Here is an 11,867-nt window from a genome sequence, read left to right on the forward strand (position 1 = left end):
GGAAAGAGAAATGGAACGGATTTTAGCCGTCTGGGACGGCACTCGCCAGCATGTGGCTTAGAACTGAAAGATGTCAGATGACGTACGTGGGCGCGCCCTGCATCTACTACGGTGACGAGATCGGTCTGCCCGGCGGCCCCGACCCCGACTGCCGCCGCGCGTTCCCGTGGAATGAACAGGGCTGGGATGCGCAGACCCTGGCCCTGACCCGCGCCCTGACAGCCGCGCGGCACGCCACGCCCGCCCTGAGGCGCGGCACCTTCGAGGTCACGCACGCCCAGGGCGAGGGGGCTGTATTCGCCCGCCGCCACGATACGGGCAGCGCCCACATCGCCCTGAACGCCGCCACGCACGACCTGCACCTGCCGTTCACCGGCGTGGCGCCCGGCGAGTACCGCGAGGTTCTCACGGGCCGCACCCTGACCCTGACCGGCGACACCCCCCTGAGCGTCCCGGCACGCGGCGCGCTGGTCCTCGTTCCGCTGACGTAAGGAACGCGGGGCATAGGGAGGCTGGACGTGGGAGGCAGTTCACTGCACCCTGCCCCACGCCCCCAGCTTCCGTCATAGCAGAATCACGTCCACATCGTCCCCAGGCTGGACGTGCTGGCCCTCGGGCACGATGACGAGCGCTCCCGCCTCGCTGAGCGAGCGCAGGATGCCGCTGCCCTGCTGGCCGTAATCGCTGACCTGGCCGCCTTGAATGGACGCGCGCCAGAAGGCGGTCTTGTCGGGTAGGGCGCGGAAGGGCGTGGCGGCGCGCAGACGCAGCGTCTGGGGAGGCTGACCGGTCAGGGCGGGCCGGACAATCACCTGAAACACCACGAGGCTGCTGACCGGGTTGCCCGGCAGACCGAACACGGGCAGGCCGTTCCAGCCGCCCAGGATGGCGGGACCGCCGGGGCGCATGCGGACCTTCCAGAAGCTCACGCGGCCGTGCAGGATCAGCAGGTCGCGCATGAAATCGTACCGGCCCATGCTGACGCCGCCGCTGGTCAGGAGCACGTCCGCGCCGCCCGCCCGGTCAATGGCGGCCTGGAGGGCCTCGGGGCTGTCCGGGGCGTGCCCGAGGGGAATAACCTCGCACCCGGCCTCGATCAGCATGGCACGCAGGCCCACGCTGTTACTGTCATACACCTGCCCGGCTGCCAGCGGCTGTCCGGGCGGCACCACCTCATCCCCGGTGGACAGCAGGGCCACGCGCAGCGGCGCGAGGACCGGCACCTGCGGATGCCCGAGTGCGGCGGCCAGGGCCAGCCGGGGCGCGGTCAGGCGCAGGCCAGCGGTCATGACGACCTCCCCGGCGCGGAAGTCGCCGCCCTCGTGGCGCACGTCGCCGGGACGGGCGGGGCGGAGCAGCAACACCCCGTCCGGCCCGCCTTCAAGCAGCTGTTCGACCGGGCAGATCGCGTCCGCGCCGGGCGGCAGGGGCGCGCCCGTGTAGATGCGCACGCACTCGCCCGCGCCGACCGTGCCGGTGAAGGCAGCCCCGGCGCGGCTCTCACCGATCACGTGCAGGCGCACCGGGGCGTCCGGCGTGGTCCCCTGCGTATCGGCCTCGCGCGCGGCAATACCGTCCAGAGCGCTCTCGGTGGCGCTGGGGTGGCTGACCAGGGCGCGCAGGTCGCCCGCCAGGGTCTGCCCGGCCGCCTGCGCGAGCGGCACGGTCTCGGTCCGCCGTTCGGGAAGCAGGGCGGCCAGCAGGGTGCGGGCCTCCTGCACGCTGACGTGCATGGGAAACGGGGGGAGCGGCGCAGTCATGCCTCAGGATAGGGGTCGGGCGGGGCGTGCTGGGCACGCGGGAGTCTGGGCACGCGGGAGTCTGGGCACGCTGGATGACCGGGGCACGCTGGAGGACTGGGGCACTGCCGAATACAGCGCTGCGGGCCGCACAGCCGCGTGCCAGGGAGTTTCGGCACGCCAGGGCCACACGGCTCCGGTGAACGCTCCGGCGGGCCGTCACGGTTGACCGTCACAGCGAGAGGGTACACTCCTTGGGCAGCAGAACCTGCCCGGTGTTCCCTGACCTCCAGGGACGGGCGGGGCCATGGAGACCGCATGAATATTACCCAGGATAAGGTTGTTGAACTCGACTACAAACTCACCGTGAACGGCGAAATTGTCGATCAGAGCGAACCCGGCGAGCCGCTGGTGTACCTGCACGGGCACAGCAACATCATCCCCGGCCTGGAAAGCGCGCTGGAAGGCAAGGCCGAAGGTGAACGGTTCCAGGTGACGGTGCAACCCGAGGAAGGCTACGGCCCCCGCGACGAGGACAGCATCGAGGACCTGTCGCGCGACGACTTCGAGGACGACATCGAGGTCGGCGAGACCTACTACGCGCAGGCCGAGGACGGCAGTGTGCTGCCCTTCACGGTCATCAACGTGGACGGTGACACCGTGCAGGTGGACTTCAACCACCCCCTGGCCGGCATGGTTCTGGAGTTCGACGTGACCATCCTGTCCGTCCGTGACGCCACCAGCGAGGAACTCGAGCACGGCCACGCGCACTCCGACGACGACGATCACAACCACGACCACGGGTAATCCATACCGAGGAATCTGATACGGGTTCCGATTGATTTGGTGCAGTTCCGAATCAATCCGACCGGATGCGAGTAGGAACAACAGACGGGTTTCGCGGTATGGAGCCGCAGGCGGTGTCTTCCCGACTGTGGCGGAATGGAGCGGAATCCGTATGATTCCTTGAACCAGCGCCGCCTTTCCCAGTTGCGAAAGGCGGCGTTCCTTCATGCCCTGTGCCGCGGGCTATTCCTGGTCGTCGTAGAGGTGCAGCAGCGCGGCTTCGGGGTCGCCGCCCGGGTGGTGGTGGCGGGCAACGAGGCGGGCCACGCGGGGGCGCGCTCCGGCGTGCGCGAGGAGCCGCGCGCCGAGCTCCGGGTGGTGCGCGCGAATGCCGACCGCCCCGACGGTCGGCAGGATGCGGGCCACGCGGTTGGGGATCAGGCCGACCAGCACGCGTTCCCAGGCGTGGTAGGGGCGCAGGCTCTTGCCGCAGTCGTGCAGGAGCGCGGCGGCCACGAGTTCCGGCGGAGCGTGCGGGTGGTCGCGCAGCAGGTGGCGGGTGACGCGACAGGCGTGTTCGCGGTCGCGGGGGTCCATGGCGGTGTACACGCGGGCCTCTTCGGGAGTCAGGTGGGTGAGGGCCCAGGGGTCGTCGGGGTAGGCGTCCGTGGGGCGCAGGCTGCGCGCCAGCCTGCGTACCTTGGCCGCGTACCCGGTCGCCTTGCGGCGCAGGCGGCTCATGAAGGTGCGCTGAGGCATGACCCGAGCATAAAGGAGCGGAACGCCGACCGGATGGTCAGGCGTTCCGCTGAGCACAGAGGTGTTCTTCATGCGGCGCGCTGCAGGGACGGGCCGGACCTCACAAGAACTCAGGTTGAGGGAGTTGCAAAGACCGTTTAATCCGAGCAGATGCGAGTAGGAACAGCATACGGATTGGGCGATATGGGGTAGCAGGCCGCGCTTTTCCGACTGTGGCGCAGTGAAGCCTAGTCCGTATCAGTCGGCGGCAGTTTCGGCGGTTTCGATTTCCAGGGCGGCCAGGGCGCGTTCGGCACTCATGGCGGCGCGCGTGCCTGCACCGACGCTGGTGCCCAGCTGACGGTAGATGTAGTCGCTCACGTCACCGGCAGCGAACAGCATGGGGACGCTGGTGTAGATCTCGTCGGTCACGTCCACGTAGCCGTCCGGGCGGAGCTTGACGGTGTCCTGCACGAACTCGGTGTTGGGCGTGTGGCCGATGAAGATGAACACCCCGTCGGTCGGCATGTCGTATTCCTCGTTCGTCTTGAGGTTCTTCAGGCGCACGCCGCTGACGGCCTCGTTGCCCTGGATTTCGACAGGAGCGGTGTCCCAGATGAATTTCATCTTGGGGTTCGCGAAGGCGCGGGCCTGCGCGACCTTGTTGGCGCGCAGGGTGTCGCGGCGGTGGATCAGGGTGACCTCATCGGCGAATTTGGTCAGGAACAGGCCTTCCTCGACGGCGGCGTCGCCTCCGCCGATCACGACAACTTTCTTACCGCGGTAGAAGAAGCCGTCGCAGGTGGCGCAGGTGCTGACGCCCCGGCCCCAGAAGTCCTGCTCGCCGGGAATGCCCAGGCGTTTGGGGTTGGCGCCGGTGGCGAGGATCACGGCCTTGGCGCGGTAGGTGCCGCTGTAGCCGGTGACGGTAAAGGGGTAGGCGTGCCCGGAGTCCTGCGAGTCGTCGGTGCGGACGATGCTCTGGACCTCGTCCATCTCGATCTTCCCGCCGAATTTCTCGGCCTGCTGCTGCATGCGGCTGGCGAGTTCCATGCCGCTGATGGGTTCGGGGAACCCGGGGTAATTCTCGACTTCCTCGGTCTGCGCGATCTGTCCGCCGGGCAGGCCCTTTTCGAGAATCAGGGTGCTGAGGCTGGCGCGGCCCGTGTAGATGGCGGCGGTCAGTCCGGCGGGGCCGCCGCCGACGATCACCACGTCGTAGTGCTGGGTGCTTGGAGGGTTACCCGTCATGGGGGCAGCGTACCACTGGCCACTCCGGGGGATGGTCAGCCACGCACACTTTATTTTTTAAAGCTATACCGTGTGCGAGATCGCCGGCCGGGTCCTGAACACGCCCGCCAGGGAGGCGTCGGCCACGCGCCCCCCGGTGACCACCGGGACCAGGGCCGGGCACCCACTGTCCACGCACTCTCTCCCGGCCCGCAGGTAGGCCCGCCAGGGCTCCAGCGCTCCCACGACCGGGCGCGGCGGGCGGTGCACCTGCACGAGGTCTGTGCGGTAGCGCTCGCCGTGGCGCGCGGCGATCCAGGCCTCGTGATCGGCCAGGGCAGCGCGAAGGTGCAGGCGTCCCTGCGGGGGTGGCACGGTGCGCCCGCCCCGGGTGAAGGTCTGGGTGCGGCGGTTAAAGTGCAGTGCGTCGCCCAGCAGGTGCAGTGTCAGGCCAGCAGAGTGCAGGGTCAGGTGACCCAGGGTGTACAGGCTGCTGCCCTGCGGGCTGGGGCTCTTACGAAAGCCGAGCAGGGCCAGGTCACCCTGGCGGGCGTCGAGGCCCAGGAACCAGAACTGGGCGGTCAGGGGGCAGCATCGGAGCGTATGGAACCTTGCCATAATATTGATAATAGAATATCATTATCACTCTATGACGCTTGCTCCCCCTGCCCGCTCCTCCGTGCCCATCACCGTCCTGTGCGGTTTCCTGGGTGCCGGGAAAACCACGCTCCTGAACCACCTGCTCACCCAGACGGACGGGCAGCGCGTCGCCGTGATCGTCAATGAATTCGGCGCCGTGAACATCGACGCCAGCCTGGTCGTCAAGACCGACGAGCAGACCATCGAACTCAGCAACGGATGTATCTGCTGCACCCTGCGCGGAGACCTGCTGCACGCCGTGAACGACCTGCTGAACACACGCGAACTGGACGCCATCCTGATCGAATCCACTGGTATCGGCGAGCCCCTGCCCATCGCGCAGAGCTTCTGCCTGACCCCCGAGGAACTGGAGATCGAGCCTGAAGACGGTCAGGCCCCCATTCCCAACCTGCTGGGCCGCGTGCATGTGGACGCCATGATCACGGTCGTGGACAGCGCGCAGTTCTTTGGGCTCTGGAACCGCCAGGACGCCATTCCCGGCGACGATTTTGGACGCGGCTTCGGGGAACTGCTGGCCGAGCAACTGGAATTCGCGGACATCGTCGTGCTGAACAAACTCGACCTGGCCGCGCCGGACGACGTGACCGCGCTGCGGGAACTGATCGGTATCACCAACCCGCGCGCCCGCGTGCTGCACGCCACCCAGGGACGCCTGAACGCCGCAGAGCTGCTGAATACCGGCCTGTTCGACTTCGATCACTCCAGTCAGCTCGACGCCTGGATGACCGAACTGGAAAAGGAACACACCCCGGAATCCGAGACGTACGGCCTGGAAACCCACATCTACCGCGCCGACCGGCCCTTCGATCCGGACCGCCTGAACGAGGCCCTGACGCTGGGCCTGCCGCGCAATGTGATCCGCTCGAAAGGCTGGGTGAACCTCGGCAATGGCGTGGCGACCCTGTGGAACCACACTGGGCGACAACTGGCGCTGGAACCGGCGGGCGAGTGGCTCAGCCCGGCCGAGGCATTCAGCGAACTGGTGTTCATCGGCCCCGACCTCGACGGCGCCGCGCTGGATCACCTGCTGAACGGCGCCCTGCGAAGCTGACCCGGCTTGAGCTGGTGTTGCACACCACTGCGCCGGAATCCGTATGACGTGCCGTGCGGAACGTGCGCCACCGAACCTTTGCCCCGTCCCCCAACGTGATAAGGAGATATCAATATGAGTCGTGAATGCTACCTGACCGGCAAGAAGAACCTCGTGGTGAATAGCGTGACCCGGCGCGGCAAGGCCCGCGCTGCGGGCGGCGTGGGCCGCAAGGTCACGGGCGTGACCAAACGCGTGCAGCGCGCCAACCTGCTGAAAAAAGCCATCCGTGAAACGCTGAACGGTAAGAGCACCTTGAAAACCGTCTGGCTCAGTGCGGCCGCCCTGCGCACCCTCAGCCGCGGCCCCCACCGCAGCCCCCACCACAGCATCGAGCTGCTATGACGCGCCCCACGCTGCTCATTCCCGCGCTGCTGGCCGCCGCCTGCGCCGCGCCCACTGCGCAGGCCGCGCCGTTACAGGTCAGCGCCACCACCACGATCGTCGCGGACTTCGTGCAGGTCGTCGGCGGAACCCGCGTGCAGGTGAATGTCATCGTGCCCGCCGGGGCCGACACGCACTCCTTCCAGCCCACCACCGGTGCCATCCGCAGCCTCGCGCAGAGCCGCGCCCTGTTCGCCAACGGCGCGGGCCTGGAACCCTGGCTTCCCAAACTGAAAGCCAGCGCCCCCACCGTCCCGGTCCGGGAACTGACTGCCGGCCTGAACCTCCGTAAAGCCGGGCACAGGGCTGGCGAAGGGGCCGGAGAAGGGGCGGGACACGATGACCACGGGGACGCTCATGGGGACGAGCACACCGGAGGCGGTCACGGTCCCCTCGACCCGCACGCCTGGTGGGACCCCACCCTGGCCGCCGGGTACGTGAAGAACGCCCAGGCCGCCCTGACGCGCCTGGACCCCGCCGGGACCACCACGTACGCGAACAACGCCGCCGCATACCTGAAGAAACTCAAGGCCGCGGACGCTGCCGCCAGAAAACAGTTCGCCAGCATTCCTGCCGCGCGGCGCGTGATCGTCACCAACCACGACAGCCTCGGGTACCTCGCGCAGCGCTACGGCCTGCGCGTCGTGGGGGCTGTCATCCCCGGCGGGGGCACCGAACGCGAACCCAGCGCCCGTGAACTCGCGGCCCTGGCGCAGGCCATGAAGAAGGCCGGGGCGACCACCATCTTCACCGAGAACACCGTCAACGCCCGCCTGGCCCAGACCCTCGCCCGCGAAACCGGCGCGCGCGTCGCCCCGCCGCTGTACACCGACGCCCTGGGCCCCCGGGGCAGCGCCGGGGACACGTACCTCAAAGCGTTGAAAGCCAACGTGAACATCCTCGTCAGGGCCCTGAAAGACTAAGTACACTGCGTTGATCTTGTCGATAAACCGCGCGGAGCGCGGAGCAGAAGAAAGTACGTTGGAGCGGGTATGGAGAGGTTCCGGTGCTCTCCCGGCATGGCGCCATGTGAGCTGCAAGGTACTTAGCGACAAGGTACTTAGGCGGGGCGCCGCAGAGGGCTCTTCACTGCGCCCCGCTTTCTTCGTCTCTGACGGATTCCGCTCCATTCCACCACAGTCGGAAAAGCGCCGCCTGCGGCTCCATATCGCGAAGGGGCGTCTGCTGTTCCTACTCGCGTCCGCTCGGATTGATTCAGAACTGCACCGAATCATTCGGAATCCGTGTCACTCCCCAAACCACCCTTTTGATTCTGCACTCGCAACATCAGGGCCACCGGAGGTATGCTGTTCTGATGCTGGGCGTCGAGAACCTCACCGTGAAGTATGGCCTGCAGACGGCCCTGGAAAACGCCACCGTGCGCTTCGAGGCCGGAACGTTCAGCGCCATCATCGGCCCGAACGGCGCGGGCAAGAGCACGCTGCTCAAGACGCTGGTCGGCTTGCTCCCGGACCACGCCGACGCCGTGCGCTTCGACCCCGGCCACAGCGCCCGCTCCTGCATCAGCTACGTGCCGCAGCAGCAGACGCTGGACTGGGCCTTTCCCGTGACCGTGTGGGACGTGGCCATGATGGGCCGCACAGGGCGCCTGGGCTGGCTGCACTGGCCGGGCCGCCAGGATAGGCAGATCGTGGAAGGCGCCCTGAAAGAAACCGGGGTGTACGACCTGCGCTCGCGGCACATCGGGGCGCTGTCCGGCGGGCAACGCCAGCGGGTGCTGCTGGCCCGCATGCTGGCCCGCCAGGGGCACCTACTCCTCCTAGACGAACCCCTGACCGGCGTGGACGCCGCCACGCAAGAAACCCTGATGGCCCTGCTGCGCGCGCAGGCCGACCGGGGGCGCGCCGTCGTGATGGTCACGCACGACCTCGAACAGGCGCGGCGCTGGTGCGATCACCTGATTCTCGTGAACCGCCGCGTGATCGCGGACGGCACGCCCGAGCAGGTGTACACCACGCAGAACATCGAGGCGACCTTCAGCACCAGCTTCTTGGGGCACACGCACGCCGAAGCGTGAGGCGAACGGGTGACAGTTGAGAGATGATGGAACACGTGCCTGCGCCGACCACCTTCCTGCACCCCCGAGGCTTTCCTTGCACCTGCTGACCGACCCCCTCCAGTTTGCCTTCTTCAACCGCGCGCTGATCGCCGTGGTCCTCGTCAGCGTCCTGTGCGCCCTGGTCGGCGCGTGGGTGGTGCTGCGTGGCCTGAGTTACATCGGTGACGCCATGAGCCACGCCGTGTTCCCCGGCATTGTCGGCGCGTTCCTGACCGGTGGAAACCTGCTGCTCGGAGCGCTGATCGCCGCCGTCCTCACGGCCCTCGGTATCGGCGCGGTCGGGCGGCAGAGCGGCCTGAAACAGGACAGCGCCATCGGCATCGTGTTCGTCGGCATGTTCGCCCTGGGCATCGTGATGCTGTCGCGCGCACCCACCTTCACCACGGACCTCAGCAACTTCCTGATCGGCAACCCGCTGGGCGTCACGCCCGCCGACCTGTGGGGCGCGCTGGCGGTCACGCTCGTCGTGGGCGGCTTCCTGACTGTCATCCAGAAGGAACTGCTGCTGGCGTCGTTCGACCCCACCGAGGCCCGCGCCGTGGGCCTCCCGGTGCGCCGCCTGGAAAGCCTGCTGCTGATCCTGATCGGCCTCGTCGTCGTCCTGACCGTGCAACTCGTCGGCACGACCCTCAGCGTCAGCCTGCTCATCACGTCCAGCGCCGCCGCACGCCTGCTGGCCCGCAACCTCAAGAAGATGATGATGCTCGCCGCCCTGCTCGGCACCGCCGGCGGCGTGACGGGTCTGTACATCAGCTACTACGCCAACACCGCCCCCGGCGCGACCATCGTCCTCGTGAACACCGCCATCTTCCTCGCGGCGCTGGCCTTTCGCCGGGAGTAGTCCCACCCCCGTTGCGGCCCCCGCCCGTTCGCAGGGAGACCGTGTTCGGGCGGTTTTCGTGACCTCTTTATGACCTCACTCTCCCCTGCCGTACCCTGTGCCTCATGACGAACTTGCAGCGCTTCACGGGCCGGACGGTCCTCATCACGGGGGCGGGGGGCGGCATCGGCGCGGCCCTGGCCAGGCGGTACGCGGCCGAGGGGGCGCGCGTCGCCGTGAACGACCTGAACGCGCAGGCGGCGCAGACGGTCGTGTCGGCCATCACGGCGGCGGGCGGACAGGCGCTGAGCGTGCCGGGGGACGTGTCGTTGCGCGGGAGCGTGGAGGCGATCTTCACGGCAGCCGAGGCGGCGCTGGGGCCGGTGGACGTGCTGGTGAACAACGCGGCCCTCACGAGCGATCAGCGGCACTTTCTGGAGGCCGATGAGGACTGGTGGGATCTGTTCCTGCGCGTGAATCTGAAGAGTGTGTTCCTGTGCTCCCACCGCGCGGCGCCCGGCATGGCGCGCCGCCGCCGGGGCGTGATCCTGAACGTGTCGAGTGGCGGCGCGACCCGCTCGCACCGGGGGTTCACGTCGTATGACGCGGCCAAGGGGGGCGTGGAAGCGTTCACGCGGGCGCTGGCGCTGGATCTCGCGCCCTACGGGGTGCGGGTGAACGGCATCACGCCGGGCTTCGTGAACACCTACGGCCTGAAAGGCGAGGACCTCGCGCAGCGCGAACAGACCGTGCCGCTGGGCCGCTACGGCACGCCAGACGACATGACGGGCGCGGCCGCGTTCCTGACCTCAGACGACGCGGCGTATATCACGGGGCAGTTCGTGGTGATCGACGGGGGCGTGCTGGTGCAGCAGCGCAGCGCGAACGTGGACACCTTCCCCCTCAGTCTCTTCCCGGACGTGCCCGCCGGGGAGTGAACCGCGTTCCATCCAACCTAGAGTGCAGAGCAGAAAAACGGGTTTCCGGGCGTACCGCTGGCTACCCGGAAACGTACCGGATGGCCAGCGAAACACACGGAAACCCGTCTGCTTCACCCTCTGGCGGGGTTCAGTAGAACTTGGTGATGCGCTCGACGCTGTGACGGTGGTGGGGGAAGCCGTCTTCGGCGCGCTTGCCCAGGGGCAGCAGGCCAGCGAACTGGACGTGTTCGGGCAGGCCGAGGATTTCCCTGACCTTTTCGGGCTGGAAGCCCAGCATGGGGACGGTGTCGTAACCGAGGCCGCGCGCGGCGAGCATCATGAATCCAAAGGCGATGTTCGCCTGGCTCAGTCCCCACTGGCCGCGCTGGGCGACGTCCTGGCCGCCAAAGACGCCGTCAAAGGTCTTGCGCTGGCCTTCGCGGCCCTGCTCACCCATGCCGGGGTGGGCGGTTTCCTCGACGGTCTGCAGGGTGTCTTCCATGTCGCTGTACACCACGATGACGGCGGGAGCGTTGGTGATCTGACCCTGTCCGTAGGCGGCGTCCTGAATCTGCTGCTTGACGGCGGGGTCCTGCACGACGGCGAAGCGCCAGGTCTGGGCGTTCCAGGCGCTGGGGGCGAGGCTGGCGAGGCGCAGGATTTCATGCAGGTCGTCCTGGTTCATGGGTTCCTGGACGTACTTGCGGATGCTGCGGCGGGTTTCGATGGCTTCTTTGATGTTGAGCACGTTGGGGGTCGTAGCGGTCATGCCGAGAGGTTATCCCCACCGGTTTGAAAAGTCAAGCGGTGTGAGATTCGTCATGATCTGGTCAGCCGCGCAGTGTAAACTCTGGTCATGAGCGAACACACTGGATTCTGCCCGGTCTACCGGGCCATCGGCGTGTTGCAGGAGAAATGGGTGCTGCACATCGTGCGCGCCCTGCTGGGCGGTGAAAAGGGATTCAACGAGCTTGCTCGCGCCGTCGGCGGCTGCAACAGCGCCACCCTCACGCAGCGCCTCGAACACCTCGAAACCCTCGCGCTGATCAGCAAACGCACCGAAGACAGCCAGGGCAAACTGGCCCGCAGCGTCTACACCCTCTCGCCCGCCGGGCTGGAACTCCAGAGCGTCATCGACGCCATCGACACCTGGGCCGTGGCACACCTGAACATGCCTGCACCCGCCCCCGCCATCACAGGCAGCGCAACCTCCGGCCCGGGCACAGACGGGCTTGCCAGGGACTGCGCCAGTTAGACCGGTGCCAGTTAAACCACTCGCACCGACCAATAAATCTCTGCCTGACGTGGGCCTCCCTGACAGTCACGGTCTGCCTGCCGGCCCGTGCAGCGTGTCAGGGGACGCAGGGAGTCAGGCAACACGAACCCTGTGTGCTTTGACCTAACACGGACTGCCGTGATT

At 67.5% G+C, this 11,867-nt stretch carries 14 protein-coding genes; 9 read left to right on the forward strand and 5 right to left on the reverse strand.

Features of this window, described 5'->3' with window-relative positions:
- Nucleotides 1-77 precede the first annotated feature (77 nt).
- Complete coding sequence (locus QZ271_RS07280; protein ID WP_291430061.1) at nucleotides 78-491, forward strand: DUF3459 domain-containing protein; 414 nt, start codon at nucleotides 78-80, stop codon at nucleotides 489-491.
- A 72-nt stretch (nucleotides 492-563) separates the two neighbouring features.
- On the opposite strand, the gene glp is transcribed toward QZ271_RS07280, so the two are convergent.
- The gene (gene glp / locus QZ271_RS07285) at nucleotides 564-1,760 is read right to left on the reverse strand and encodes a gephyrin-like molybdotransferase Glp (RefSeq protein WP_291430062.1); all 1,197 of its coding nucleotides are present in this window, start codon (nucleotides 1,758-1,760) and stop codon (nucleotides 564-566) included.
- 297 nt (nucleotides 1,761-2,057) lie between these two features.
- Here glp and QZ271_RS07290 point away from each other — a divergent pair, with 297 nt between their 5' ends.
- Complete coding sequence (locus QZ271_RS07290; protein WP_291430063.1) at nucleotides 2,058-2,546, forward strand: peptidylprolyl isomerase; 489 nt, start codon at nucleotides 2,058-2,060, stop codon at nucleotides 2,544-2,546.
- 222 nt (nucleotides 2,547-2,768) lie between these two features.
- Here the strand turns inward: QZ271_RS07290 and QZ271_RS07295 are convergent, their stop codons facing one another.
- The 3 genes from QZ271_RS07295 to QZ271_RS07305 form a co-directional block, all read right to left on the reverse strand.
- Nucleotides 2,769-3,284: an HD domain-containing protein gene (locus tag QZ271_RS07295; protein WP_291430064.1), complete on the reverse strand. Its 516-nt coding sequence runs from the start codon at nucleotides 3,282-3,284 to the stop codon at nucleotides 2,769-2,771.
- Nucleotides 3,285-3,521: 237 nt separating this feature from the next.
- The gene (trxB, locus tag QZ271_RS07300) at nucleotides 3,522-4,514 is read right to left on the reverse strand and encodes a thioredoxin-disulfide reductase (RefSeq protein WP_291430065.1); all 993 of its coding nucleotides are present in this window, start codon (nucleotides 4,512-4,514) and stop codon (nucleotides 3,522-3,524) included.
- A 63-nt stretch (nucleotides 4,515-4,577) separates the two neighbouring features.
- The gene (locus QZ271_RS07305) at nucleotides 4,578-5,111 is read right to left on the reverse strand and encodes a hypothetical protein (RefSeq protein ID WP_291430066.1); all 534 of its coding nucleotides are present in this window, start codon (nucleotides 5,109-5,111) and stop codon (nucleotides 4,578-4,580) included.
- A gap of 31 nt (nucleotides 5,112-5,142) precedes the next feature.
- Here QZ271_RS07305 and QZ271_RS07310 point away from each other — a divergent pair, with 31 nt between their 5' ends.
- From QZ271_RS07310 to QZ271_RS07335, 6 genes are all read left to right on the forward strand, one after another.
- Nucleotides 5,143-6,204 (forward strand): GTP-binding protein, encoded by a 1,062-nt coding sequence (locus QZ271_RS07310; protein ID WP_291430067.1) that lies wholly within the window; start codon nucleotides 5,143-5,145, stop codon nucleotides 6,202-6,204.
- 114 nt (nucleotides 6,205-6,318) lie between these two features.
- On the forward strand, nucleotides 6,319-6,588 hold the full coding sequence (gene rpmB, locus QZ271_RS07315) for a 50S ribosomal protein L28 (protein ID WP_291430068.1): 270 nt from the start codon (nucleotides 6,319-6,321) through the stop codon (nucleotides 6,586-6,588).
- Nucleotides 6,585-7,550: a zinc ABC transporter substrate-binding protein gene (locus QZ271_RS07320; protein ID WP_291430069.1), complete on the forward strand. Its 966-nt coding sequence runs from the start codon at nucleotides 6,585-6,587 to the stop codon at nucleotides 7,548-7,550. Before rpmB ends, QZ271_RS07320 begins: the two co-directional genes overlap by 4 nt.
- 392 nt (nucleotides 7,551-7,942) lie before the next feature.
- The gene (locus tag QZ271_RS07325; RefSeq protein WP_291430070.1) at nucleotides 7,943-8,665 is read left to right on the forward strand and encodes a metal ABC transporter ATP-binding protein; all 723 of its coding nucleotides are present in this window, start codon (nucleotides 7,943-7,945) and stop codon (nucleotides 8,663-8,665) included.
- Between the two features lie 76 nt (nucleotides 8,666-8,741).
- Nucleotides 8,742-9,548, forward strand: coding sequence for a metal ABC transporter permease (locus QZ271_RS07330; protein ID WP_291430071.1), 807 nt, complete (start codon nucleotides 8,742-8,744; stop codon nucleotides 9,546-9,548).
- A gap of 104 nt (nucleotides 9,549-9,652) precedes the next feature.
- The gene (locus QZ271_RS07335; protein WP_291430072.1) at nucleotides 9,653-10,465 is read left to right on the forward strand and encodes an SDR family NAD(P)-dependent oxidoreductase; all 813 of its coding nucleotides are present in this window, start codon (nucleotides 9,653-9,655) and stop codon (nucleotides 10,463-10,465) included.
- Nucleotides 10,466-10,595: 130 nt separating this feature from the next.
- On the opposite strand, the gene QZ271_RS07340 is transcribed toward QZ271_RS07335, so the two are convergent.
- Nucleotides 10,596-11,216 (reverse strand): nitroreductase family protein, encoded by a 621-nt coding sequence (locus tag QZ271_RS07340; RefSeq protein WP_291430073.1) that lies wholly within the window; start codon nucleotides 11,214-11,216, stop codon nucleotides 10,596-10,598.
- 87 nt (nucleotides 11,217-11,303) lie between these two features.
- Here QZ271_RS07340 and QZ271_RS07345 point away from each other — a divergent pair, with 87 nt between their 5' ends.
- Nucleotides 11,304-11,702 carry a helix-turn-helix domain-containing protein gene (locus tag QZ271_RS07345; protein WP_291430074.1) on the forward strand — a complete coding sequence of 133 codons (399 nt, stop codon included), beginning with the start codon at nucleotides 11,304-11,306 and terminating at the stop codon, nucleotides 11,700-11,702.
- The last annotated feature ends 165 nt before the right edge of the window (nucleotides 11,703-11,867 follow it).

The organism is Deinococcus sp., assembly GCF_018260555.1.
Classification (GTDB): Bacteria; Deinococcota; Deinococci; order Deinococcales; family Deinococcaceae; genus Deinococcus.

What these genes read in the sequence shown, in the direction of transcription:
- glp (WP_291430062.1), bottom strand. Translation starts at nt 1,760, where the DNA reads ATGACTGCGCCGCTCCCCCCGTTTCCCATGCACGTCAGCGTGCAGGAG.
- QZ271_RS07320 (WP_291430069.1), top strand. Translation starts at nt 6,585, where the DNA reads ATGACGCGCCCCACGCTGCTCATTCCCGCGCTGCTGGCCGCCGCCTGC.
- QZ271_RS07290 (WP_291430063.1), top strand. Translation starts at nt 2,058, where the DNA reads ATGAATATTACCCAGGATAAGGTTGTTGAACTCGACTACAAACTCACC.
- QZ271_RS07340 (WP_291430073.1), bottom strand. Translation starts at nt 11,216, where the DNA reads ATGACCGCTACGACCCCCAACGTGCTCAACATCAAAGAAGCCATCGAA.
- QZ271_RS07280 (WP_291430061.1), top strand. Translation starts at nt 78, where the DNA reads ATGACGTACGTGGGCGCGCCCTGCATCTACTACGGTGACGAGATCGGT.
- QZ271_RS07345 (WP_291430074.1), top strand. Translation starts at nt 11,304, where the DNA reads ATGAGCGAACACACTGGATTCTGCCCGGTCTACCGGGCCATCGGCGTG.
- QZ271_RS07305 (WP_291430066.1), bottom strand. Translation starts at nt 5,111, where the DNA reads ATGGCAAGGTTCCATACGCTCCGATGCTGCCCCCTGACCGCCCAGTTC.
- QZ271_RS07310 (WP_291430067.1), top strand. Translation starts at nt 5,143, where the DNA reads ATGACGCTTGCTCCCCCTGCCCGCTCCTCCGTGCCCATCACCGTCCTG.
- QZ271_RS07295 (WP_291430064.1), bottom strand. Translation starts at nt 3,284, where the DNA reads ATGCCTCAGCGCACCTTCATGAGCCGCCTGCGCCGCAAGGCGACCGGG.
- trxB (WP_291430065.1), bottom strand. Translation starts at nt 4,514, where the DNA reads ATGACGGGTAACCCTCCAAGCACCCAGCACTACGACGTGGTGATCGTC.
- rpmB (WP_291430068.1), top strand. Translation starts at nt 6,319, where the DNA reads ATGAGTCGTGAATGCTACCTGACCGGCAAGAAGAACCTCGTGGTGAAT.
- QZ271_RS07335 (WP_291430072.1), top strand. Translation starts at nt 9,653, where the DNA reads ATGACGAACTTGCAGCGCTTCACGGGCCGGACGGTCCTCATCACGGGG.
- QZ271_RS07325 (WP_291430070.1), top strand. Translation starts at nt 7,943, where the DNA reads ATGCTGGGCGTCGAGAACCTCACCGTGAAGTATGGCCTGCAGACGGCC.